The following is a 24,358-nucleotide window of genomic DNA, read 5'->3' as shown; positions in this document are numbered from 1 at the left end:
GCTCCTGCTAGTCATGGCTTGCACGCGGAGGAAAACATGACGGCGTTCGAGACCGAGATCACTCAAACCGGAGGCGCCTTGGTCGGGCCGTGGCGCCGGCCGCGACAGATGCTGCAGGCGCAGACCTACGACGCGCACGCCTCGATCCATGACGACGCCACCGCGCAGAAGCTCGGCTTCAAGGGCGGCACTATCGAAGGCCCGACGCATTTCAGCCAGTTTGCCCCGCTTTGCGAGCGGCAATGGGGACAGGTCTGGTTCGAAAGAGGTTGCCTCTCTGCCCACTATCGTAGCGTCTGCTACGAGGGTGAAGAGGTACAGGCGATCCTGATGGCTTCTTCGGGTGAGCAACCGGAGTGTCAAATTCAAATGGTGAAGCGGGACGGCACCGAGGTGTTGCGCGGCACGGCTTCCATCGTCGACAGCCCCACGGCCCTTGATCTGCGTCTGCGTGAGCTTAAGCCGCTCGCCGACCCGGTGATCCTTCGCGACGTGAAGGTCGGTGTGACCGGCAAGCGGCAATCGGTGCGCATGGCCTTCGACCAGAACATGGGCGACCTCTATCCGTTCTCGCTACGGCAGAAGCTCGCCGTCATCACCGAGAACTCGCCGTACTATTCGGGTGCTGATAATCCGTGGGGCAGGCCCATCATCCCGATGGAGATGCTGAGCGTGCTGTTCCAGTACCGCTCCAAAGACGATCCATTGCCGACCAAGGGCCCCGCCGTCGGCCTGTTCGCCGATCAGGAGATCCGCTTGCTGAAGGGTCCGCTCTTCGTGGATGAGGAGTATGAGGTCGAGCGTGAAGTGGTCGCGCTCTCGGGCAGCCGCCGCACCGAAAGCGCCTGGATCAAGACGCGCGTGTTCGACAAAGCGGGCGCGATAGTCGCAACGATGCTGCTCAACGCGGCAACGCTGAAGGAGTCTTACGCCCCGTATGAAAAAGAGCATCGGCGGCTGTATGGGGCGGCGTCGTAGCGCTCGCTCCTTCTCCCGGAATGACGGCGGAGCCCGCTCATCCCTTGGGCAGATGCATGTCGCAAAGCCGTCGCACAGGGAATGAGCAGACGCCGATCGCCGGCGTAACCTTCTGACCAGACGAAGGATTCCCTCGCCGATCGCGCGCCATCGCAATTGTACACAATGGCACGGCGCTTGCAGAACTCCCGGCCAGGAGAGTTCTCGCGGGGCCGTCATGTTGAACTCAGCCAAGCCGACCAAGGGCGTCGTCAGCGCCGAGCCCGAGCCGATAACGCTCGACTGGCCCGCCACCGCGCTTCTCATCATCGACATGCAGCGGGATTTCATGGAGCCCGGCGGCTTCGGCGAGACGCTGGGCAACGACGTCAGCCAGCTCGCGCGCGCGGTGAAGCCGATCGGTGCGGTGCTGACGGCGGCGCGCGAGACCGGCATGCTGGTCATTCACACGCGCGAGGGGCATCTGCCCGATCTCTCGGACGCGCCGCCGGCGAAGGTGGAGCGCGGCGCGCCGAGTCTTCGCATCGGCGATCCCGGTCCGATGGGGCGCATCCTCATTCGCGGCGAGGCCGGCCACGACATCATTCCCGAGCTCTATCCGCTCGACAGCGAAATCGTGATCGACAAGCCCGGCAAGGGGGCGTTCTACGCCACCGAGCTCGGCGAGGTCCTGGAGAAATACGGCATCGAGAATTTGCTCGTGTGCGGCGTCACCACTGAGGTGTGCGTCAACACCACCGTGCGCGAAGCCAACGACCGCGGCTATCGCTGCGTCGTCATCGCCGACGGCTGCGCGTCCTACTTCCCCGAGTTTCACGAGATGGGCCTGAAGATGATCAAGGCCCAGGGCGGCATCTTCGGCTGGGTCGCGGATTCAGCCGCAGTTCTGGAGGCGATGAAGGTTTCGACCACATAGGGGTATTATCATGAGCACATTGACGGGGGCGGCCGGCAGTTCTGATCTGAACAAGTCCGGGTTCAAGCCGGCGCTATGGACATCGGGCGACTGGAACGCGTTTTTCGGCTTCGGCACCAACATCCTCGTCAACATGCTGGTGCTCACGGGTCTGCTGCGCTTCGTGCTGAAGATGCCCGACAGTCTCGTGTTCGGCCGCATCCTGCCCGCACTGGGGCTGATGATGTGCCTGTCCACCTTCTATTACGCCTATCTCGCCTACCGTCTCGCCCAGAAGACCGGCCGCAACGACGTCTGCGCGCTGCCGTCGGGCGTCAGCGTGCCGCACATGTTCATCGTCACCTTCGTGATCATGCTGCCGATCACCCTCAAGACCGGCGATCCGCTCAAGGGTTGGTCGGCGGGTCTCGTCTGGGTATTCTTCCAGAGCTTCATCCTGATGATCGGCGGCTTCATCGCGCCGTTCATCCGCAACATCACGCCGCGCGCGGCGCTGCTCGGCACGCTCGCGGGCGTCTCCGTCACCTTCATCTCGATGCGGCCGGCGCTCGAAATGTACATGACGCCGCAGATCGGTCTCGTCTGCTTCGCCATCATCCTGGTGAGCTGGTTCGGCGGCGTGAAATACTGGCGCGGCATTCCCGCAGGCCTCGTCGCGATCGCGGCCGGCATGATCATCGCCTGGGGCTCGAACCTGTTCGGGCTCGGCCTCGGCGGCCTGAGCGTCGCGGGTGTCGGCGCGGCCTTTGCCAATTTCGGCTTCTCGGTGCCGATCCCGGCGTTTGGCTACGTCTTCTCCGGCTTTGAATTCCTCGGCATCATCCTCGTCACCGCCATTCCGTTCGGCATCTACGACCTCGTCGAGGCCATGGACAATGTCGAGAGCGCGGAAGCGGCCGGCGACGACTATCCGACAACGCGGGTGCTCACCGCCGACGGCGTCGTCAGCCTGATCGGCTGCCTGATGGGCAATCCCTTCATCAACGCCGTCTATATCGGTCATCCCGGCTGGAAGGCGATGGGCGGACGGATCGGTTATTCGGCTGCGACCGGCATCATGGTGGTTGTGCTGTCCTGGTTCGGCATCATCTCGGTGCTGCTGGCGCTCGTGCCAGTTGTCGCGATCTCGCCGATCCTGCTCTATATCGGCATGCTGATCGGCGCGCAGGCGTTCCAGACCACGCCGGTCAAGCATGCTCCCGCGATCGTGCTGGCGCTGACGCCGCATCTGGCGGCCTGGGCCAAGCTCCAGATCGACACGATGCTCGGCTCCACCATAACCGCAGCGGCAACAATTGGTGGTTTGGCGGCCGACAAGGCTGATGCAGTGAAGGCGGCCGCGATCGCCGCGCTGCCGCAGCAGGGCGTGTTCTATCACGGACTTGAAGTGATGGGCGGCGGCGCCATCCTCGGCGGCCTCATCCTCGGCGCCATCGGCGTCTTCATCATCGAACGCGATTTCGAGAAGGCGTCCGCCTTTGCGTTGGTCGGGGCAGTGCTGACCTATTTCGGCTTCATGCACGGCGAAGCCGTCGGCATCGGCGGCGGCTTCGGCGTCACCCCGGCAGTGGCGCTCGCCTATGCCGTGATGGCAGCCGGCCTGTTCGCGGCGAGCAAGCTCGGCGCCGCCGAACACAACGCCGCGCATCCGGAGATGTCGGCCGCACCGGCGGAGTAGGGTGAAATCGCAACAAGAACGGCCGGGCGGTGAGCAGGCGTCCGGCCGCTTCATTTTTCATCCGCCCTTCACCGCCCCCGCCGTCAGCCCGGCCACGATCTGCCGCTGCGCCAGCACCGTCAGCAGCAGCACCGGGAAGGTCACGATCAGCGCGGCGGCGGCCAGCGGTCCCCAGCTCAGCTGGTCGAACGAGATCATGTTGTAGACCGCAACCGGCAGCGTGCGGGTCTCGCGTCCGGCCAACACGATGCCGAACACAAAATTGTTCCAGGAGAAGATCACGGCGAGAATGAAGGCGACCGCGATGCCGGGCTTCGCAATCGGCAGCGCGACGTGGCGGAACACCTGCCAGCGGCCGGCACCATCGATCAGGGCGGCTTCCTCCAGCTCCATCGGAGTCGTCTCGAAATAGCCGATCATGATCCAGATCACGATCGGCACGGTGACGACGAGATGGATGATGATCTGTGGCACCAGCGTGCCCAGAAGGCCGAGCCACTGGAACAGCAGGAACAGCGGGATCAGATAGGACAGGCCGGGTGTGATGCGGGCAATCAGGATGACGATCGCGGATTTATGCGCGGCCATGCGTGCGATGCCGTAGCCGGCGGGGACGCCGACCAGCAGCGCTAGTGCGGTCGCGCTGCCGGTGACGATCAGGCTGTTCGTGAAATAGGTCAGGAAGCGGTTGGAGGCGAGCACGTCGGCATAGTTCTTCCAGGCGATGCGATCCGGAAAGAACACCGGCGGGTAGGCGGCATTGTCGACCTCGAACTTGAGCGACAGCGAGATCATCCAGAGGAAAAACAGGATCGCCGGCGACACGATGACGAAGACGGAGAGCCACAGGCCGATTCTGCCGACGATCTGACGGGATGTCATGCGCCGCTCGCGATCTCGGTCCACAGCATGCGCTGGCGGGTGTGGAGCATCACCGCCGCAAGCAGGACGATCAGCAGGAAGAACACGACCGCAATCGCCGAACCGTAGCCGAGGTCGTAATAGGTGAAGGCGACGCTGTAGAGATAGATGTTGATGGTCTCCGATGCCGAGCCCGGTCCGCCTTGGGTGATCGCGAAGATGATGTCGAAGCTCTTCACCGCGTCGATCATGCGGATCATGCCGGCGATGAACAGGAACGGCATGATCAGCGGCAGGGTGATGAAGCGGAAGACCTGCCAGAAGCTGGCACCGTCGATCTGCGCGCTCTCATAGGGCTCGGTCGGGATCGCGGCGAGACCGCCGAGCACGATCAGCATCACCAGCGGCGTCCACTGCCAGGTCTCGACCAGCACCAGCGAGGGAATGACGGTCGTGGGATGAAAGACCCAGAGCTGCGCGGGAATCCCGACCAGCGACAGCAGGTAATTGAGCACACCGAGTTGCGGGTGGAACATCATGGTCCAGACCAGGGCGATCGCCACCGGTGTCGCCATCATCGGCATGATGAAGACGCCGCGCAGAAATCCACGGCCGGCGAAGTTCTGGTGAAACACCACGGCAGAGAGCGTGCCGAGGATCAGCGGCAGCACCACCGACAGCACGGTGTAGACCAGCGTGTGGCCGACCGCCTCGAGAAAGCGCGGATCGCTGGTCAGTCGCAGATAGTTTGAGAACCCGACGAAGGTGGTGGGCGAGCCGATCTTCCACTCGTTCAGGCTCATCCAGATGGTGAAGACCCACGGAAAGATGATGATGGCGAGCACGACGACCAGCGCCGGCACCACGAACGGCCAGTAGGACGGCGGCCGCAATTCCTTCTCCGGCGCGGCCTCGGTCGAAGCCGCTGCCGGAGTCGATTGTGTCAACGCACTCACGCCTTTTCGCTACGCTCCAGGATTGGCCGATATTGTTCGTGCGCCTTCTTCAACTCGGTCGCGGGATCCGCGCCTGACAGTGTCGAGGTGAGCGCCGCGCCGACGAGGTCGCGGAATTCGGCGACCGGAATCACGACGGGCAGGCCGAGCTTGTTGATCTTGGCGGAATCGATCACCGATTGCAGCCATTCCTTGGGCATCTTCACGCCGCTTTGAATCTCGGGATCGTTCAGGACCGAGTTGCGGAACGGCACGCCGCCGCCCGCCTGCAGCAGCCGCGCGCCCTGCTTCTTCGAGACCACCCATTGGCAAAGCAGATAGGCGGCTTCCTTGTTCTTGCTCGCCGCAGCAATGCCGATGCCGTCGCCATAGGTCGCGGAATATTGCCCCTTCGGTCCGGCCGGCACGACGGTGTAGCCGACCTTGCCGACCACGCGTGAGGCGGCCGGATCCTCCAGCGGCGGCGCCCAACCGACGCCGTCGATCCACATTGCGGAGCGGCCTTGGGTGAACGAGGCCATCGACTCCATCCAGTTGAAGCCGGCAACGCCGGGCGGGGCGACCCTGGTCAACAGCGTCTGATAGAGCTTCGTGGCCGCAACCGCTTCCGGGCCGTCGGTCTGGATGTTGCCCTTGGCGTCCAGGAATTCGCCGCCATAGTTGAGGAAGAAATTGGTCCACAACGTCATGTTGGCGTTGCGCAGGCCGCGTCCGACGAAGCCGTAGGTACCGTCCTTGGCATCGGTGAGCTTTTCGGCGGCCGCGACCATCTCGTCAAACGTCTTCGGGACCGCGACGCCCTTCTTCTCGAACAGCTCCTTGTTGTAGTAGAGGATGAAATAATCGACCGACCAGGGCAGCGACAGCATCTGGCCCTTGTCGTTCTTGGCGTATTGCAGGCCCGCGGCGGAGAAATCGCTTTCGACGAGATCCGGCGCGGTCAACGTCGGGTCCTTCATGAAGGGCGTGATGTCGGCGAGCCAGCCGGCTTTCTCGAACTGCCGCTTCTGTACATGATAGCTGAGATGCACGACGTCGAAGCTCGGCCGTCCCGAGGTGAGCTCGATCACGACCTTCTGGCGCTGCTGCTGCTCAGGGATCTGCTCGGACTCGACCTGGATGCCGGTGAGCTCGGTGAACTCCTTGATGTTCTTTTGCAGGTTGTCGCCGCGCGGACCCTTGGCGAGGATAACCTCCAGCTTGGTCCCGGCGTATTTCTTCCAGTTGACCTCGGCGCGTGCCGGCAGTCCGGTCAGGCTGAGCGCGCCGGCCGCGGCGGTGCCCTTGAGCAGCGTGCGGCGCGAGATGTTGTAGTTGGCCAATTTAGGTCCCTCCCTCTGATTCATATTCTTTGGGAGGGATACTAGCGGCCGTACCACGCCTGCCTAGCCCTAATCTGCCATCAGGGCCGCACGGCCGGCGTTTCCATCGGCAGGCCGCGCGCGCGCGACATCAGGTACAGTTCGAGCGCGACCAGCTCGGGTGAGCCGTAATCATAGGCTTGGGCGCGGACACCGCTCATGCAGCTGCGCAGCCGTCGCTCCAACGAGCCAAGCGTCTGCCATTCCAGTCGATACAGCGGATAGCCGGTCGGCTGTCCTTGCGTGATCGGGGCGCCCGCGAGGCGCTTGTCGAAATTGTCGTCATGGCAGTTGGTGCAGGCAAGGTTGAGTTGGCCTTCGCGCTCCATGAAGAGCTCGCGCCCTTGCTCGACGAATGGCCCGAGCTGCGGATCGTCGCCGGCGGTGATCGGAACGCTGCGTGACTGGTGGCCGACGAAGGCCGACAAGGCAAGCAGGTCGCGGCTCTCGTAGGGCAGCGGCGTCGCCTGCTGATGATTTGTCCGGCAGAGATTGATCCGCTGGTCGAGCGTGACGGGGCGCGCGAGGGCCTTGTCGAAGGCGGGATACCGCGCCGCGACGCCCTTCATGCTGCCGCGCGCATCGCCGTGACAATCGGCGCACGCTCTGTCGGCACTGCCGATCTTCTTCTTCCACAGCTGCTCGCCGTGGAGCACGAACAGCATGCCGGGATTGGCGGTGTCGTCATCCTGCATCGCGCGGGTGTCCGGACCCATGAAGGCATAGCCGGATCGGCGCGCATCGGACGGGATCTCTCCGGCAAGCAGGGCGGGGCCCGTGGCGAGCAATATCGCCGCCGCTATCGCGCGCCAAGCAATCATTCGACCGTGATCGACGCGGAGGCGGTGGATGAATAGCCGTTGTCGCCGATCCACTCGAACTCGAGCTTGCCGCTCTCCTTGGCCACCGTGAAGAACGACAAATATGGGTTCGCCGCGACCGCCGGAAACAGGTCAGCACGAAAGACCTCGGCGCCGTTGTAGCGGCAGATGAAGGTCGTGATGATGTCGCGTGGCACGAGCTTGCCGTCCGCGGTGTGGCGGAATCCCGTTTCCATGATGTGCGAGGTCAGCGTGCGGATCTCGATGATCTCGCCGCGTTTGGCTTTCGAGGGAACGTTGATGAGGGCCGCCATCAGTTCATCTCCTCGGTGCAGGCCGCCAGCGTCACCACGACGTCGGCGGCAACCTGCCAGAATGTGTTGTCGGACAGGCGCGCGATCGCGACCACCTTCTGGGTATCGGCGAGCCGGATCCGGGTCGAGACCTGGGCTCGACCGGCGGAAGGACTAAGATAGAAATTGGCGATGTTCGGCTGCGGGTTCTTCTCGTTGAAGACGTGGATGCTCTTGACGTAGTCGTCCGTCGTCATCGGGCTCGCAACGCTGACCGTCATTGGCACCGTGTTGCCGTTCTCGACCAGCGGCGGAATGTCGAGCCTGATCCTGCCGCTGCGAAGCTGGGCTTCGCCGACGAGGTTACGGATCGCGGCGTTGAGCATCGCCGGCGTCGCTTGAAGCGGCCGCAGCGTCACGATCGGGACCGTGCCGGCGACGGTCACGCCTCCGGCAAGGTTCAAGAATTGTCGTCGCGTCGTTGGCATGAACCTAGTCCCGAAGCGTTGCAAGAAAGGCCACGATGTCCTCGATCTCCGCAGCCGACAAGATCGGCTTCCCGGCGAAATTGCGCCCGACGCGGACGAGGCCGTCGTTGCGATAATAGGACGGCATGATGGTCTCGGGGTTGAAGCGCGAGGCATCGACCAGTCGAAGCCGCAACTGGCTCACGGACCACCGGTTCCCGGCACCGGCGAGATCAGGCGCAAGGTCGCCCTGGAACCGCGTTTCCGGGAATGGGCCGGAATGGCAGAGCATGCAGGTCGTCGTGCGCGCGAGCACCAGCGCGTGCCCGCGCGTGGCATCGCCGGGTGAGCCTGTGAGCGAGACTGGAATGCCGTCGCCGACGATTGTGTAGGGCACGAGCTCGTCGGCTTGGGTCGGCAAGGCGAAGGCGAGGCTTGCCACGATGAGGGCGGCCATCGCAGCTATCGGAGGGGTTATCTGAGGTCGCCGCGAGCTCCACTTACCTCTCCCGCTTGCGGGAGAGGTCGAGCCGAAGGCGAGGGTGAGGGCTCTGTCCTCTTGGAGGTTCTCGCAAGCGGAGACACCCTCTCCCCAGCCCTCCCCCGCAGGCGGGGGAGGGGGCGCACTGTGGTCGTGGCGGCAAGCTCGTTCCTTCATTGCCTAGCCAAAGGTGTCCGCCGTGATCGTTTCAAACCAGCGCTCCGCCTCCGCGGCCTCTCGGGCGCGCAATTCGCGCGGCGCGTCGACCGGGCTCGTGGCGCCACCCTCGACCTCAGCGAAGATGTCGCCCCTGGGCTCGTAGTTGCCGGCCAGCGAAAAGCCGTAACCGGGCGCGACGACGTTGTAACAGACGCCTGTCAGGCGTGGCGTGTCCGGCGCGCGGCCGGCAAGGAGATTCACGATCGCGCCAGCGCAGGCCTTGCCCTGCGCGCTCGCAGCTGATGCCGATTTGGGAATGCCGCCGCCGAGGCAGGCATCGCCAATGACGTGGACGTTCCGAACGAGTTTCGACTCGAACGTGATGGGATCGATCGGGCACCAGCCGGTTGCGTCCGCAACGCCCGAGATTCCGGCGATGCGCCCCGCGCGCTGCGGCGGGATGACGTTGGCGACATCAGGGGTGTAGTTGCCGAACTCCGTGACGATGGTACGCGTCGTCGGATCGACCGAGGTGACGCGGCCGCCTTGCGACAGTGCGACGCGCTCGATCATGTCGCCATAGAGCTCCTTCCACGCCTTCTCGAACAGCCGCTGCTGCGAGAATGCGTCCTTGGCATCGAGGATCAGAACTTTGGAGCGCGGCTTTGTCGACTTCAGGTAATGCGCGATCAGGCTCGCGCGCTCGTAGGGCGCTGGCGGGCACCGGGAAGGATTGGCCGGGATTGCAATGGCGACCGTGCCGCCGTCCGCCATCGCTTCCAATTGCCGACGCAGCAAAAGAGTCTGAGCGCCGGCTTTCCAGCCGTGCGGCATCGTCTCCGGCGCGGCACCGTCGTAGCCGGGCAGGGCTTCGAGATGGAAGTCGATGCCGGGCGAGAGCACGAGGCGGTCATAGCCGAACGTGGTGCCATCGCCCGTCGTCACACGGCGCGTTTGCGCGTCGATGCCCGTCGCAGCCTGGGCGACGATGCTGATGCCCCCGGTGGCAAGCTTGTCATAGCCGAACTGCTGCGCTTCGATCTCGCGCAGGCCGGCGATCACCTCGTTGCTGAAGGGACAGGAGATGTAGGTCTGGTTCGGCTCGATCAGGGTGACCTGCAATTTAGCATCGGCGCGCTTGAGCGCGCGGGCACAAGCCGCGCCGCCAAAGCCGCCGCCGACCACGACGACGCGGCCCGCCGATTGCGCGTGCAGGATCGAAGGTGCGGCGAGCGATGTGGCCGCGATGGCGATGCCGAGGACGGCATTCCGCCGCGTCACCGGCGCATTCATGAGACCTGTCCGGAAAATGCTGCGGCGGCCGATACGGCCGCCGCGATTTGTCGTTTGAGCATGATCTTTTCGGATAACCGCTCCACACTTTTCCGGATCATGCTTTACGCGAAGGTGATGTTCTGGTCGCGCAGCGGCACCTGGCGGATGCGCTTGCCGGTCGCGGCGAAGTACGCATTCAGCACGGCCGGCGCCGCGACGCCGATGGTTGGCTCGCCGACGCCGCCCCAGAACCCGCCGCTCGGCACCATCACGGTCTCCACCTTCGGCATCTCGTTGATGCGCATCGAGTTGTAGGTGTCGAAGTTGGTCTGCTCGATCTTGCCGTCCTTGACGGTGCAGCCGCCGTAGAACAGCGCGGAGAGACCATAGACGAAGGAGCCGGCGACCTGCCGCTCCACCTGTGCCGGATTGACGACATAGCCGGGATCGGTGGAGGCGACGATGCGATGCACCTTGATCTTGCTGCCGTCGGTCACCGAGATCTCGGCGGCGCCGGCGACATAGCTGCCATAGCCCATCACCTGGGCGATGCCGCGATAGACGCCTTGCGGCGCCGGCGTGTTCCAGCCGATCTTCTCGGCCACCGCATTGAGCACCGCGAGGTGCTTGGGGTGATTGCCCATCAGCTTGCGGCGGAATTCGAGGGGGTCCTGGCCTGCGGCATGGGCGAGCTCGTCCATGAAGCATTCCATGTAGATCGCGTTGTGATTGACGTTCACACCGCGCCAGAAGCCGGGCGGGACGTGCGGGTTGCGCATCGCATGCTCGACCAGAAGGTTCGGCACCGAATAGCCGAATGCGGCTTCGCCGGATTGGGCGACGCCCTGGAATGCCGCGGGATCCATCCCGTTCTGCAACGCTTCGGGGCGCAGCGAGAACAGGATCGATTGCCCGGAGAGGCGGTAGTGCAGCGCGATCAGGTTGTTGTTGGCATCGAACGCGCCGGTCATCTTGCACTGGGTGATGGGGTGGTACCGACCGTGCGCCATGTCCTCTTCGCGCGACCAGAGCAGCTTGATCGGCGTGCCCGGCATCTGCTTGGCGATCATGACGGCCTGGCGGACATAGTCGGTCTGGCCACGCCGGCCGAAGCCGCCGCCGAGCATCACCTTGTGCACGTCGCACTTCTCGGCGGGCAGGCCGGACGCCTCCAGCACTGCCGCGAAGGCGGCCTCGCCGTTCTGCGTCCCGCACCAGACCTCGCATTTGTCGGCCGTGTAGAGCGCGGTGGCGTTCATCGGCTCCATCGTGGCGTGGTTCTGGTAGGGATAGGAGTAGACGGCCTCGACCTTCTTGGCGGCACCGGCAATCGCGGCCTTCGCGTCGCCGTTCTTGTTGCCGACATAGGCCGGCTGCGAATTGTCGAGACCCTCGGCCAGCCACTTCGCGATCGACTCGCTGGAGACTTTCGCGTTGTCGCCCTCGTCCCAGACGATCGGCAGCGCCTCCAGCGCGGTCTTGGCGTGCCACCAGGTGTCGGCGACGACGGCGACGGCGGTGTCGCCGACCTTGACGACCTTCTTGACGCCTTTCATGTCGGCGATCTTGGCTTCGTCAAAGCTCTTCAGCTTGCCGCCGAACACCGGGCAGTCCTTGATCGCGGCGTTCAGCATGCCCGGCAGCTTGACGTCGATACCGTACACCATCGCGCCGGTGGTCTTGTCGGCGGTGTCGAGCCGATTCACGCCCTTGCCGATCAGCTTCCAGTCCTTCGGATCCTTCAGCTTGACGTCTGCCGGCGGCGTCAGTTTCGCCGCAGCCTCGGCGACCTTGCCGTAGGTCGTGGTCCGGCCTGACGGCGTATGGGTAATGACGCTGTTCTCGGCCCTGCATTCGGAGGCCGGCACTTTCCAAGCGTCGGCTGCGGCCTGGATCAGCATCACGCGCGCGGTGGCACCGCCCTTGCGGACATAGTCCTGCGAGGAGCGGATGCCGCGGCTGCCGCCGGTGGAGAAATCACCCCAGACGCGCTTGCGGGCGACGCTCTGGCCGGGGGTCGGATATTCGGTCGTGACCTTGGTCCAGTCGCATTCGAGCTCCTCGGCAACCAGCTGGGCGAGGCCGGTCAGCGAGCCCTGGCCCATCTCCGAGCGGGCGATGCGGATCACCACGGTGTCGTCGGGCCTGACCACGACCCAGGCGCCGATCTCGGGCGAGCCGTCGGCGGCGCGGACCACGGAGGGGCCGCCGAGGGGGAGGTCGAGGCCGATGGCGAGGCCGGCACCGACCGCAGCCGTGCCGATGACGAAGGCGCGGCGGTTGAGCCGCGGCGAGATATGCTTGTTCATGTGGGGATTTCCTTACGCGCTCGCGATCGTGTGGATCGCCTCGCGCACCTGCTGGAAGGTGCCGCAGCGGCAGATATTGGTGATGGCCTCGTCGATATCGGCGTCGGTCGGCTTCGGTTTCTCGTTCAAGAGTGCGGCCACCGCCATGATCATGCCGCTTTGGCAATAGCCGCATTGCGGCACGTCCTGGGCGATCCAGGCCTCCTGCACCTTGTGCAGCGTATCGCCCGAGGCAAGCCCCTCGATGGTGGTGATCTGCTTGCCCTCGGCCTCGCTCACCGAGATGCCGCAGGAGCGCATCGCGACGCCGTCGAGGTGAACCGTGCAGGCGCCGCATTGTGCAATGCCGCAACCGTATTTGGTGCCGGTCAGGCCGGCATTCTCTCGGATCGCCCAGAGCAGCGGCGTATCCGGCTCGACATCGAGCGTGAAGGTTTTTCCGTTGATTGTTAGGTTTGCCATCGCAAGTCCCCTGATTGGCCCAATCCACCGATTGAACTCAGGGGCGCAATGTGTCGGGCAAACTGGAACGGTTCAAATCAACAGTCCGAGGGGTGGCGGGGACGCATGGCCGTGCCGCTCTGGGGTATGGACCGAGACGCGCTTTTGCCTCATCCCTTCACAATCGATTCAGGTTGACGCCTTTTTCCGAGGGCGTCAATCCGCTGCCTGAGGCGACGTCCGGCCGTGAACGCCGGTTCCTGAGCCCGCGTGGCTTGCGCAGCGGCGACAGTTTGTCCTTATTGCCGGGGTGCAAGTCGCGGGCGCTTTGGTACACTGCGCCGCCGCAAAAGGAGTTCCATGAACGTGCCGAGTCCCTGCAATGTACTGATGCTCTACCCGCTGTTCTCGGCAGAGTCCTTTTGGACCTTCGGCGAATCCTGCAAAGTGTTGGGCGTCAAGCGCCCGGCCGCCCCTTTGGGCCTGATCACCGTTGCCGCGATGTTGCCCGAGAGCTGGACCGTCCGGCTGATCGATTGCAACACGGCGCCCTTCGGGGAGGAGGATCTCGCCTGGGCCGACGTCGTGTTTACCGGCGGAATGTTGCCCCAGCAGGCCGACACGTTGCGTCTGATCGAGCTCTGCCGCGCCGCCGGCAAGCCGGTCGTGGTCGGCGGTCCCGACCCCACCTCGAGCCCCCACATCTATGAGCGAGCCGACTTCCGGGTGCTCGGCGAGGCCGAGAGCGTCATCGACGAATTCATCGCGGCCTGGGAGAGTGGCGCGCGATCCGGCGTCTTCACCGCACCGAAGTTCCAGGCCGACGTCACCAAGACGCCGGTGCCGCGTTTCGACCTGCTCAAGTTCGAGGACTATCTCTATCTCGGTGTGCAATATTCGCGCGGCTGTCCCTTCACCTGCGAATTCTGCGACATCATCGAGCTCTATGGGCGCGTGCCGCGGACCAAGACGATCGAGCAGATGTTCGTCGAGCTCGAGACGCTCTACAAGATGGGCTATCGCGGCCATCTCGACTTCGTCGACGACAATTTCATCGGCAACAAGAAGTCGCTGCGGCAATTCCTGCCGAAGCTCGCCGAATGGCAGCGCACGCACGGCTATCCGTTCGAATTCTCCACGGAAGCCTCGGTCAATCTCGCCGACGATCCGGAGCTCTTGGAGCTGATGGGTGCGGCCAATTTCTTCGGCATCTTCGTCGGCATCGAAAGTCCGGACCCGGCGACGCTGGTCGCGATGCGCAAGAAGCAGAACACGCGGCGCAACATCGCCGAGAGCATCCACAAGATCTATGCCGCCGGCATGCTCGTCACCGCTGGCTTCATCGTCGGCTTCGACAACGAGAAGGTCTCGATGGCGGACTCGATGATCGACTTCATCGAGGAGGCGGCGATCCCCGTCGCCATGGTCGGCCTGCTTTATGCCTTGCCGAACACGCAGCTCACGCGGCGCCTGGAGCGCGAAGGCCGGCTGCATTCCGGGCACGATGTCGCGCCGACCATCGGCGCCGACCAGTGCATGGCGGGCATCAACTTCGATCCGGTCCGCCCGTTGCGCGACATCCTGACGGACTACAAGCGGGTGCTGGAGCACATCTACAGCCCGGCCGCCTATGCGGGACGCGTCGACCGCCTGATGACGCTGCTCGACCGGTCGAGGCAGCGCTCCGAGCTTGCCGAAGGCGATATTCGCTCCAAGCTTGGGGCCATGGAGACGGTGCACAAGGTGGTGTCCGCGCTTCCTGAGGCGCGGGGGCCGCTCTGGCAGACCTTCATGAACTGCGCCAAGCGCGACACGTCATCGGCGCGCATTGCCGTGCAGATGATCGCCGCCTATGCACATCTCGGGCCGTACTCGCGCAAGGTCATCGCGGCGATCGACCAGCGCCTGGCCGAGCTGGACAACGAGACCGTCGCTCCGGTGGCTGTCGGCGTGACGGCGGCCTGACGGCTTACTTCACCGCGAGCCGCAAGAAGCTCATCACGCTGCCGAGCGCGGCAAAGCCCGCGCCGAGCGCCAGCGCCAGTGTGGCGCCGTCGTGGCCGGCGAGTGCGAAGCAGGCGGCGGCGAGCGCCGCGCCGGTCGTCTGCCCGGTCAGGCGCGCGGTGGCGACGATGCCGGAGGCGCTGCCGCTGCGGTGCGGCGGCGCGCTTGCCATCACCGCCTTCATGTTCGGCGCCTGGAAGAAGCCGAACCCCATGCCGCAGATCACCATCCGCCAAATGATGTCGGCAATTGCTGGATTGGGCGGCAGCGTCGCCAGCAGCGCCATGCCGAGGCCGAGCAGCACAAGCCCGATGCCGCCGAGCAGGCCGACGGCGTGGCGGTCCGAAAGGCGGCCTGCGATCGGGGCCATGATGCCGACCACCAGCGGCCACGGCGTCATGAAGAAGCCGGTCTCGACCTGCGAGCGGCCGAGTACATCCTCGAAATAGAACGGCAGCGAGACGAAGGCGAGGCCTTGCACGGCGAAGGAGCACACGGCCGTTGCCGCCGACAGCGCGAACATCGGCCTGGCGAACAGGTCGATCGGCAGCATCGGCGCGGGATGATCGGCGTGGCGGCGGGTCAGGATCACGCCAAGCGCGAGGGCGGTGACCAGCTCGATGCCGACCACGACGGGCGACAGATTATGCGCGGCGCTGCCCATGCCGGTGATAAACAGGCCGAGGCAGACGGTGGCCAGGATCGCGCCGAGCAAGTCGAAGCCGTGATCGGCGCGCGGGGTCTTCGGCAGCATCGCAAAGCCGATGCCGATGGCGAGGAAGCCGAACGGGATGTTGACGGCGAACAGCCACGGCCACGGTCCGAGCGCGAGGATGGCGGAGGCGATCGAGGGCCCGAAGGTGAAGGCGGTCGCGACCACGAGCGCGTTGTGACCGAAGCCACGGCCGAGCATGCGGCCGGGATAGACGAAGCGCACCAAGGCCGTGTTGACGCTCATGATGCCGCTCGCTCCCAACCCTTGCAGCGTGCGCGCCACCAGGAGACTGTCCAGCGACCATGCCACCGCGCAGAACAGCGCGGCGATGGTGAACAGGATCAGGCCGCCGAGATAGATGCGCTGGTGCCCGACGATCTCGCCGAGCGCCCCGAGCGGCAAGAGCGTCGCCACCAGCGCGATCTGGTAGACGTTGACGACCCAGACTGACTGCTCCGGCGTGACGTGCAGGTCGGCGGCGATGGCGGGCAGGGCGATGTTAGCGATCGCCGTGTCGAGCGAGGCCATCGCGAGCGCAGTGAAGATCGCCGCGACCGCCCAGCGCCGCTGCGCGGCCGGCAGGCCGTCCGCGATGGGCTGGTCGGACTCGCGCGCGGCGGCAGGTAACGTGATCGTCATTTTCGTTGGCGCGCTGCTCCGGCGGCGGGACGTTTGGCATGTACTACGGAGACGCCGGCTTCCACAGACGCAAGCTTGCATGCTGTGTATGCGCGAAGGTCACGCGATGCGGCTGCGCTGCGAGCGCAGGGCGAGGCCAAAAGAACAAAGTCGCAAAACAACCCCATGCACAGTAGGAGGCCCTTTGATCGACAAGGCATTTTTCCGCCGTGTCGCGGCGGCTTTCGCGGGGCGCGATCACGTTGACCCGTCGGGCAAAACACTGGCAGAATGCCAACGTGCCAGCGATCGGGCCGGGAGCAGGCCGCATGCGCGTCTTGCGCGCGCCGTCTCCAGTTTGCGACGAATAGTTGGCGGGAGACTCGAAGTTCACGTGCTTCTTCGCGTGGCGCCGACAGGCCACCGACCGCGCGAGATCATGCCAGTCCCAGGCCGCCATCGACGGCGATCACCTGACCGGTGACCCACGCCGAGGCGGGACCGGCGAGTTGGACGACCCATTCAGCGACATCCTCGGGCACGCCGCGGCGGCCGAGCGGTATGCTGGCGCGCTCCTGTTCCTCGACCGCTGCGGCCTGCTCCGCCGACAATCCCATCATGCCCGTCAGCGCGCTCGTCTCCGTTGGGCCCGGTGCAACGGCGTTCACCCTGATTCCGATCGGAGCCAGCTCCAGGGCCCAGCACCGCGTCAAATGCTCCACGGCGGCTTTGCTGGCTGCGTAATGGGACAGTGCTGCAGCCGCTTTGTGTCCGAAGGTGCTGGAGATGTTGACGATCGCGCCGCGCCTGGCCTTGAGATGGGGAAGCGCTGCCGACGCGAGCAGACTTGGGCCGAGCACGTTGACGGCGAAGATGTCTGTGATGCGATCGGCGGTCACATCGGCGAGCGGCAGGATTGCGCCGGCGCCGGCATTGTTGACCAGCGCATCGAGACGGCCCCATTTGTCGAGCGCCTTCGCAATGGTACGCTTGGCGTCCTCGGCGGACGCCGCGTCCGCCGTCATTCCCGCGATGTTCTCGTGTTGCAGCATGGTCTCGTTGATCAGGCTCGCCCGTCGGCCGGTGATGAGCACCTGATAGCCCTGTTTCGCGAAGCGGAGCGCCGCTGCGCGGCCGATGCCTGAAGTGCCGCCGGTGACGACAACGACCTTTTGATCTTGCATGTTCTTGTCTCTCGTGCGGTCCGCCGCACCAATTGGTCGGAGTTTACAGGTCGCGGCGGCCGATTCCCTAGTGTACCGGCCGCCGTGAGGGGTGTGATCCGGAGGGAGCGCTCGATCATCCCGGGGGCGCGCTCCAGTTGAGCCTGTTCTTGCCCGTCAGTAGTCCCAGAACACCGGGACCCAGCGGAAGGCATTGCCGGCGGCCGCGACATGGCCGACCGATGGGAACGGCATGTGCGTGGCCACCAGCAGCTCGCCGCTCTCCGCGAGCTCCCGCAACAGCTGGATACGAACGCGCGCCGCCTCCTCAGGGTCGTGCTCGAAGCCGTTGTGCCATTCGGGTTGGTCGAACCCGACCGCAAACACGGCATCGCCGGCAAAGGTCAGCGCTTCGCCGCCGGACGCCACGCGGACCACGCTATGTCCGGGCGTGTGACCGCCGGTGCGGCGGACGACGACACCGGGCGCAACCTCGTGCTGCTCCTCGAACCGCCGGATCTGGCTGCCGTACATCTTCACGAACTGCTTGGCGGCGGCCCGAAGCGCATCGGGGAATCCCTGCGGCATGTTGGTATGGGTGAAATCGGGCGACTCCCAGAACTTGACCTCGGCGGCGGCCACGTGGATCCGCAGGTCCTGGCGTAGCCGCTCCTTCACGCCGTCGACCAGCAAGCCGCCGACGTGATCCATGTGCATGTGGGTCAACACGAGATCGGTCACGGAGGAGAGGTCGATTCCGGCGGCCTCCAGGCGCTTGATCAACTGTCCGGCGCGCGGCAGATGCAGGTCGGGATCGGACCCAAGTCCGGCGTCGATGAGAATGGTCTTGTCGCCACTTCGCACCATCACCGCATTCAGTGCCCAGTCGAACGCATCCTGAGGCAGGAACATCTGCTTCAACCAGTTGGCTCGTACGGCCGGGTCAGCGTTGTGCGCCAGCATGGTGGTCGGAAGCGGCAGCACCCCGTCGCTGACCACCAGCACGTCGATGTCGCCGATACGCACCGCGTAGCGCGACGGCACGAGCTCTTCGGGTTTCGTGGCAATGGAAGCGTTGTGCAGATTCATCCTGGTCTCCTTTTCAAGATCGGGGGTTCGTTGCTAGAGCGCGGTGACGCGCTCGGGATCGGCGGAGGCGAGCGCTGCGGCACGCTCGGCCTTGGGCGGATAGATCCAGACCGTGTTGATCTCCTGCTTGGTCTTCTTGGCGACGTCGCCGACCATCTCGACCGTGCGCTCCCAGCCGCGGGTGAACAACGCGCCGGCTTCGCCGAGGTCGAGGCAGGTGACGTAGGCTTTCTGGTGATAGGGTCTGGTCGGAACGCCCAGCAGCTCGGCGGTGGCATTGTTGCCGGCGAAGGCGCCCATCCGGGTCGCGTGCTGACACGACATCAGCGCGTAATTGCCGACATCGTCACACGCGGCCCGTGCGGCATCGCCGGCGGCGAAGACGCCGCTCACCGATGGGACCCGTAGTTCGCGGTCGACGAGCAGCCGGCCAAACCGGTCGCGCTCGGCAGGGATCTGCGCCGTCAACGGCGCCGCGCGCATACCGGCGGCCCAGATCACCGTCTCGCATTCGATCTGCTCGCCGTTGGAGAGCGTGACGCCGGACTTGTCGAGCGAAGCCACGCCGACACCGAGCCTGGTCTCGATGCCGAGCTTGCTCAGCGCCTCCTCGATGATGGGGCGGGGGCCTGCGCCCATGTCCGGGGCGATCGCCTCGTTGCGGTCGACGACGACCACGCGCAACTGGGCGTTCTTGCCGAGAATCTTGCGCAGGCGCGACGGCAGCTCTGTCGCCGCCTCGATGCCGGTGAATCCGCCGCCCGCGACGACGACGGTGTTGCGTGCCTTCGAGGCCGGGCGGCTCAAAAGCCCATGGAGGTGACGATCGAGCGCGATGGCGTCATCGAGCTGGTCGACGCTGAAGCCGTGCTCGGCAAGGCCGGGAATGTTCGGCCGAAACAGTCGGCTGCCGGTGGCGACCACCAGCCGGTCGTAGGACAGCGTCTTCCGCGTGCCTTGCGTGCCAGCGACCTCGACGACCTTGGACTTGGTATCGATCGCCTCGGCATGGCCCCTGACATAGACGACGTCGATCGCGTTGAGAACGTCCTGCAGCGGTGCTGTCAGGGTCTCGGGATTCGGTTCGTAGAGTCGCGGGCGAACCACGAGCGTCGGTTCGGGCGCGACGAGCGCGATCTCGAGCTTATCGGGTGAAACGCCCTGTATGTCGCGCAGGCGGGCGGCTGAAAGGGCGGCATACATGCCGGCAAAGCCGGCACCAATGATGACGATGCGCATGTCGACTGGTCCTTGGTTGATGCGATTGCGATGAGGCGAGGCTAGGCCGTTACGAACCTGAGCAAGTCGGCATTGACGAGGTCGGGATGCGTCGTGCAGAGGCCATGCGGCAGCAGGTCATAGATCTTCAGTGTGCTGTGCTTCAGGAGTCGGGCCGACAGCGGTGCCGAGTCGGCAACGGGGACGATCTGGTCGTCGCCGCCGTGCAGCACGAGCGTCGGCACCGCAATGCTCTTCAGGTCTTCGCTGAAGTCGGTTTCGGAGAAGGCCTTGATGCCGTCGTGATGGGCCTTGCTGCTGCCCGTCATGGCTTGACGCCACCAGTTCCAGATCACGGCCTGGGAAGGCTCGGCGCCCGGACGATTGTAGCCGTAGAAGGGACCGCTCGCGAATTCGAAGTAGAACTGCGACCTGTTGGTGGCGAGCCGCCGGCGCAAGCCGTCGAACGCGTCAAGCGGCAATCCGCCGGGATTGGACTCGGTCTTCAGCATCAGGGGCGGCACGGCGCCGATGAGCACGAGCTTGGCGACGCGCTCCCGGCCATGGCGCGCCACGTATCGCGTCGCCTCGCCGCCACCGGTGGAGTGGCCGACGTGAATGGCGTTGCGAAGATCGAGGTGCTGGGCGAGGGCGGCGACGTCGGCGGCATAATGATCCATGTCGTGGCCGTCGCTGACCTGGCCAGAGCGGCCATGGCCGCGGCGATCATGCGCGATCACGCGAAAACCCTTGCCGAGGAAGAACAGCATCTGGGCGTCCCAGTCGTCGGCGCTGAGCGGCCAGCCATGATGGAAGACGATCGGCTGCGCGGACTTCGGTCCCCAATCCTTGTAGAAGATCTGGACACCGTCGCTGGTGGTGACGAAGGCTGCACCGTCGTTCTTGCCGATCGAGAGCGCGGTGCTCTTGGCATCGCGGCCCACCGCCGAGGTCGAGCGGACGGTCAACGACGCCGTGTACAGAAGCGTCGTTGCCAGGATGTTTCGGCGCGAGGTGCTCGCGAGCCGGCTGACGGATGTTATCAAGGGCATTTGCTGCTCCATTGCAGGTTGGGGGCACGATGGATGTCTACCGAACCGGATTTGCTCGTGCCCCAGCGCGATTGCCGCGATTGCAGCGCGATTGCTGCTATCGCGCGCGGCGCCGCCAATCGCTCGGCGATTCCCCGGTCAGCTTTCGAAACGCGGCGGCAAAGGCGGTCTGCGAGGAGTAGCCGAGCGTGACGGCGATCGAGACGACGGAGGCGTCGGTGTCACGCAGCATGTTCATGGCTTGCTCGAGCCGGTGCTGCCGCAGCCAGGCATGCGGAGAAAGCCCGGTACTGTCTTTGAAGGCGCGGCAGAAGTGAAAGCGCGACAAGCCGGCCTCGGCGGCAAGCGCCGCAAGCGAGACGTCGGCATCACTGTCGGAGCGCAACCGCTCGATCGCCCGAAGCAATGTTTTCGGCGCCAACCCGCCCCTCGCCGGCGCGATCGTGCTTGGCGAGCCGGTGTGCGCAGCCAGCAGACGCGTCGCCAGTAAATCCATGAGTTGCTGCCGGAACAACGTATCCAGCGCCTCGTTTCCGTCCAGCACGTCCGCCGCGCTCAGGAGCAGGCGGGACGTGACGGGATCGGGATGCGCGGTTCGCTCCAGGAGCTCGGACGGTGCCCCGACTTCGGCTTCGTCCGCCACGCGCTTCAGCGTTGTCTGCGGAAGGTAGAGTTGAACGACGTCGACGGGTTTTGGAATGTCCCACCGGGAGCTCGACCCTTCTGGAATAATGATCACGACTCCCGGACGAAACGTCCCGATTGCGACGGATTGCCCGGATCGCCGCTCCATGCGTTGCACCGCGCCGTTGTAAGCCATGATGACATGATGGCTCATGGGCGCGACGACGTCGTGCAACGGATCGTGCTTCCAGTGAGCAATGCCGGCGCCGGAGGAATCCAACGCCATGCGGAAAGGCACCGTGCCGAGCACGCGGGCCATCTCCACATCGGCAGCGGGTCGATCGCCTGCCTGGTCGCGCCGCACTCCAGACGCGGCGGTTTCGTTCTGAGATTCGCGCAAGACGACTTTGCTCATGGCTTCGCTCGTGTGGCGGCGCGTCGCTGATGCGCGACAAATTGATCATGGTTTCAGCGGCCGCAGAGCGGGGGCCGAACGGCCGGACTGGTGGTCTTTGCTCAAGGGGTGGATCGGGTCCGAAGGCGATCCGTCGAGGTCCCGATTCCGTTGATTTACGGGTTCTAGGCAGCGCCACGACCTGTGTCTTTCCTGATACTGCCGCGCATTGCCTGATCCTGCTGCGCGCACGACAGACGCGCGTCACTCGCGTGCGTTTGTGAAAAGTCGTGATGTCGACATCGCGGTTCGCTGGCCCCTCACGCCGTCAGAGCACAAACCGATCATTTTGAAATGTTTGATAAAATCGGATGGGACTCGATCGGGGGCGGGTGCGACTTCGTCGGTCGTGGACAGCGGTGGGTGCTTACCGCTATAGGATCCTGGAAATGGCAGGTTGCTGTGGCCTGCTCCATGACGGCACAGACGAGACATCCGATGGGCAGGACAGGCGCGTACGGTGAACGGCTTGGAGCATTCCTCCGCCTCGATGAAGTGCCGCCCACGCTGATGACGCGGTCGCTGCGCAGCGCCGAGATCGCAGTCACGGAAACGCGAAGCGACCATCCCGTGCTGGGTCTGTCCGGGTCGTTTGCTGCGGAAGATGCCTATCTCGTCAGCCTGAAATTGCGCGACTATCCGGAGTGCGAGATCTGGGAGCAGGGTCGTCGCCTCACGAAGGCAGACGTCCATGCCGGGACGACTTATCTATACGATCTTAAGGCTGACCCCCGCTACGTGATCGACAAACCGTTTCACTCTCTGCACTTCTACGTGCCGCGTTCGGCGCTCGATGGTCTCGCCGATCAGTCGGGAGCGCGGCGCATCGATGCGCTCGACTGCGGCCCCGTCGGGCACGATGATGCCATCGTCCGTCATATCGGCGCTTCCTTGCGCGAGGGACTGCGCCGACCGGACGAGGCCAACCAACTGTTCGTCGATCACATGATGCTGGCGCTCGCAGCTCATGTCGCCGAGACCTATGGAGGCTTTCGGCACAACGCCGAGACCGGCCGCGGTGCCCTTGCGCCATGGCAGCTCGCGCGCGCATGCGACAAACTCGAAGCGGATCTCGGGGGCAAGATGCCGTTGCAGGCGATCGCTGCGGAGCTCGGCCTCTCCGTCAGCCATTTCTCTCGTGCGTTTCGCGCTGCGACCGGTCTGCCGCCTTATCGCTGGCTTCTGCATCATCGCGTGAGAACCGCCAAGCGTCTGATGCGTGAGCACGGTCCATCACTGTCCGAGGTTGCTATTTCGGCCGGCTTTGCCAACCAGAGCCACTTCACGCGAGTGTTCTCCGCGATCGTCGGCGTCAGCCCGGGTGCATGGCGGCGCGATGCGATGGGAACAGCAAGCCGCGAAGGTTAGGCCTGCTTCGTCGAACCCACCTTACGGCACACACGTGATGAGCTCGTAGACGACGACCCCAGCGCCGAGACAGCGCCGCCAAGGATTGGCGCCGCGGATGCTACGGGCTGATGCCGCCGCAACCCGCCATCCACCGCAGGGCTGTCGCAATTGAGAGCCTTTCCCTGCGCATCACATGAATTCCTAGAACTGATACCGCCGCAAGCCCCCATCCACCGGGATCACCGTGCCCGTGATGTAGCGCGCCACCGGCGAGGCCAGGAACACCGCGAGTGCGGCCAGATCTTCCGGCTCGCCCCAATAGCCGACGGGGATCTCCTCCTCGGCAAAGCGCTCGCGATAATCCGGCGGGTAGTTGCGGCGGATCTGCTCGCTCATGATGCGGCCAGGCGGGATGCAATTGATGGTGATGCCGTGCTTGCCGATCTCGCGCGACAGGCCCTTGGCCCAGGCGTGCACGGCGGCCTTGGCGGCGAAGGCGGCATTGAGGCCCTCCGGCTCGGACTTGCCGGTGATGTTGACGATGCGGCCCCATTTGCGCTCGATCATCTGCGGCAGCAGTGCATGCGCGATGCGGCGGTAGCTGGTGAAGTTGAGCGCGATCGCCTCGTCCCATTTGCTGTCGGGTGCATCGACCGGCAGGGGACGGCTGCCGCCGGCATTGTTGACGAGGATGTCGACATGGCCGAGCTCCTTCAGGGCGAAGGCCGCGATGTTCTCGGCGGCGTCCTTGGCCATCACATCCTGCACGAATGGCGTGATCGATCCGCCGCCGACCTCCTTCACCAGCTCGGCTAGCAGATCGGCGCGGCGCGCCACGCCGACGACGCGCACACCTTCGGCGGCGAGGCCCTTGGCGATGGCGCGGCCGATGCCGATGCTCGCGCCGGTGACGACAGCGGTTTTCGATTTGAGCCCGAGGTCCATGGTCGCACGCTTTCTTGGTCGTTGCTGCTTTTTGCTGCTCGTTGCCTGCCCTGTCCCGCGGGCCCTGCGAATTGCCCGACCGGGACGAGCAGTGGTAACCAAGAGACTTGCCGAAGGACAAGAGCCTTGG

At 64.9% G+C, this 24,358-nt stretch carries 22 protein-coding genes; 5 read left to right on the top strand and 17 right to left on the bottom strand.

What is annotated here, in order from left to right; genetic code table 11:
* Positions 1-36: 36 nt before the first annotated feature.
* The 3 genes from HZZ16_RS05640 to HZZ16_RS05630 all read left to right on the top strand — a co-directional run bounded on the left by HZZ16_RS05640 (position 37) and on the right by HZZ16_RS05630 (position 3,572).
* A complete protein-coding gene (locus HZZ16_RS05640; RefSeq protein WP_197947522.1) occupies positions 37-978 on the top strand; it encodes a hypothetical protein in 942 nt (313 codons plus the stop codon).
* Positions 979-1,195: 217 nt separating this feature from the next.
* Positions 1,196-1,894, top strand: coding sequence for a cysteine hydrolase family protein (locus tag HZZ16_RS05635; protein ID WP_197947521.1), 699 nt, complete (start codon positions 1,196-1,198; stop codon positions 1,892-1,894).
* Between the two features lie 10 nt (positions 1,895-1,904).
* Positions 1,905-3,572, top strand: a complete 1,668-nt coding sequence (locus tag HZZ16_RS05630) for a regulator (protein ID WP_197947520.1) — start codon at positions 1,905-1,907, stop codon at positions 3,570-3,572.
* A 57-nt stretch (positions 3,573-3,629) separates the two neighbouring features.
* On the opposite strand, the gene HZZ16_RS05625 is transcribed toward HZZ16_RS05630, so the two are convergent.
* The 10 genes from HZZ16_RS05625 to HZZ16_RS05580 all read right to left on the bottom strand — a co-directional run bounded on the left by HZZ16_RS05625 (position 3,630) and on the right by HZZ16_RS05580 (position 13,017).
* Complete coding sequence (locus HZZ16_RS05625; RefSeq protein WP_197947519.1) at positions 3,630-4,454, bottom strand: carbohydrate ABC transporter permease; 825 nt, start codon at positions 4,452-4,454, stop codon at positions 3,630-3,632.
* A complete protein-coding gene (locus tag HZZ16_RS05620; protein ID WP_197947518.1) occupies positions 4,451-5,389 on the bottom strand; it encodes a carbohydrate ABC transporter permease in 939 nt (312 codons plus the stop codon). Before HZZ16_RS05620 ends, HZZ16_RS05625 begins: the two co-directional genes overlap by 4 nt.
* Complete coding sequence (locus HZZ16_RS05615) at positions 5,386-6,735, bottom strand: ABC transporter substrate-binding protein (protein ID WP_197947517.1); 1,350 nt, start codon at positions 6,733-6,735, stop codon at positions 5,386-5,388. The genes HZZ16_RS05620 and HZZ16_RS05615 overlap by 4 nt, the downstream gene beginning before the upstream one ends.
* Before the next feature lie 56 nt (positions 6,736-6,791).
* The gene (gene soxA, locus HZZ16_RS05610) at positions 6,792-7,571 is read right to left on the bottom strand and encodes a sulfur oxidation c-type cytochrome SoxA (protein WP_197947516.1); all 780 of its coding nucleotides are present in this window, start codon (positions 7,569-7,571) and stop codon (positions 6,792-6,794) included.
* Positions 7,568-7,885, bottom strand: coding sequence for a thiosulfate oxidation carrier complex protein SoxZ (gene soxZ, locus HZZ16_RS05605; protein WP_197947515.1), 318 nt, complete (start codon positions 7,883-7,885; stop codon positions 7,568-7,570). The genes soxA and soxZ overlap by 4 nt, the downstream gene beginning before the upstream one ends.
* A complete protein-coding gene (locus tag HZZ16_RS05600) occupies positions 7,885-8,352 on the bottom strand; it encodes a SoxY-related AACIE arm protein (protein WP_197947514.1) in 468 nt (155 codons plus the stop codon). The genes soxZ and HZZ16_RS05600 overlap by 1 nt, the downstream gene beginning before the upstream one ends.
* A gap of 4 nt (positions 8,353-8,356) precedes the next feature.
* Positions 8,357-8,788, bottom strand: coding sequence for a sulfur oxidation c-type cytochrome SoxX (gene soxX, locus HZZ16_RS05595; protein WP_197947513.1), 432 nt, complete (start codon positions 8,786-8,788; stop codon positions 8,357-8,359).
* A gap of 204 nt (positions 8,789-8,992) precedes the next feature.
* The gene (locus HZZ16_RS05590; RefSeq protein ID WP_197947512.1) at positions 8,993-10,264 is read right to left on the bottom strand and encodes an NAD(P)/FAD-dependent oxidoreductase; all 1,272 of its coding nucleotides are present in this window, start codon (positions 10,262-10,264) and stop codon (positions 8,993-8,995) included.
* 104 nt (positions 10,265-10,368) lie between these two features.
* Positions 10,369-12,555, bottom strand: coding sequence for a xanthine dehydrogenase family protein molybdopterin-binding subunit (locus HZZ16_RS05585; RefSeq protein WP_197947511.1), 2,187 nt, complete (start codon positions 12,553-12,555; stop codon positions 10,369-10,371).
* Positions 12,556-12,567: 12 nt separating this feature from the next.
* Complete coding sequence (locus HZZ16_RS05580; protein ID WP_197947510.1) at positions 12,568-13,017, bottom strand: (2Fe-2S)-binding protein; 450 nt, start codon at positions 13,015-13,017, stop codon at positions 12,568-12,570.
* Positions 13,018-13,356: 339 nt separating this feature from the next.
* Between HZZ16_RS05580 and HZZ16_RS05575 the strand changes: the two genes are divergently transcribed.
* A complete protein-coding gene (locus HZZ16_RS05575; protein ID WP_197947509.1) occupies positions 13,357-14,961 on the top strand; it encodes a B12-binding domain-containing radical SAM protein in 1,605 nt (534 codons plus the stop codon).
* A gap of 4 nt (positions 14,962-14,965) precedes the next feature.
* Here the strand turns inward: HZZ16_RS05575 and HZZ16_RS05570 are convergent, their stop codons facing one another.
* The 6 genes from HZZ16_RS05570 to HZZ16_RS05545 all read right to left on the bottom strand — a co-directional run bounded on the left by HZZ16_RS05570 (position 14,966) and on the right by HZZ16_RS05545 (position 21,894).
* The gene (locus HZZ16_RS05570) at positions 14,966-16,354 is read right to left on the bottom strand and encodes an MFS transporter (protein ID WP_197947508.1); all 1,389 of its coding nucleotides are present in this window, start codon (positions 16,352-16,354) and stop codon (positions 14,966-14,968) included.
* Positions 16,355-16,770: 416 nt separating this feature from the next.
* On the bottom strand, positions 16,771-17,517 hold the full coding sequence (locus tag HZZ16_RS05565) for an SDR family NAD(P)-dependent oxidoreductase (protein ID WP_197947507.1): 747 nt from the start codon (positions 17,515-17,517) through the stop codon (positions 16,771-16,773).
* Positions 17,518-17,673: 156 nt separating this feature from the next.
* Positions 17,674-18,585, bottom strand: a complete 912-nt coding sequence (locus tag HZZ16_RS05560; RefSeq protein WP_197947506.1) for an MBL fold metallo-hydrolase — start codon at positions 18,583-18,585, stop codon at positions 17,674-17,676.
* Positions 18,586-18,618: 33 nt separating this feature from the next.
* Positions 18,619-19,824 (bottom strand): NAD(P)/FAD-dependent oxidoreductase, encoded by a 1,206-nt coding sequence (locus tag HZZ16_RS05555; RefSeq protein ID WP_197947505.1) that lies wholly within the window; start codon positions 19,822-19,824, stop codon positions 18,619-18,621.
* Positions 19,825-19,865: 41 nt separating this feature from the next.
* Positions 19,866-20,855: an alpha/beta fold hydrolase gene (locus HZZ16_RS05550; RefSeq protein ID WP_197947504.1), complete on the bottom strand. Its 990-nt coding sequence runs from the start codon at positions 20,853-20,855 to the stop codon at positions 19,866-19,868.
* Positions 20,856-20,952: 97 nt separating this feature from the next.
* Positions 20,953-21,894, bottom strand: a complete 942-nt coding sequence (locus HZZ16_RS05545) for a helix-turn-helix domain-containing protein (protein WP_197947503.1) — start codon at positions 21,892-21,894, stop codon at positions 20,953-20,955.
* 477 nt (positions 21,895-22,371) lie between these two features.
* Here HZZ16_RS05545 and HZZ16_RS05540 point away from each other — a divergent pair, with 477 nt between their 5' ends.
* Positions 22,372-23,301, top strand: a complete 930-nt coding sequence (locus tag HZZ16_RS05540; protein WP_197947725.1) for a helix-turn-helix domain-containing protein — start codon at positions 22,372-22,374, stop codon at positions 23,299-23,301.
* Positions 23,302-23,484: 183 nt separating this feature from the next.
* Here HZZ16_RS05540 and HZZ16_RS05535 read toward each other — a convergent pair whose 3' ends face one another.
* Positions 23,485-24,228, bottom strand: a complete 744-nt coding sequence (locus HZZ16_RS05535) for an SDR family NAD(P)-dependent oxidoreductase (RefSeq protein WP_197947502.1) — start codon at positions 24,226-24,228, stop codon at positions 23,485-23,487.
* Positions 24,229-24,358: the final 130 nt, after the last annotated feature.

It is taken from the genome of Bradyrhizobium glycinis, from assembly GCF_016031655.1.
In the GTDB taxonomy this organism is placed as follows: Bacteria; Pseudomonadota; Alphaproteobacteria; order Rhizobiales; family Xanthobacteraceae; genus Bradyrhizobium; species Bradyrhizobium glycinis.
Note: the sequence above shows the minus strand (reverse complement) of the source record. Positions and strands in the feature narration are given on the sequence as shown.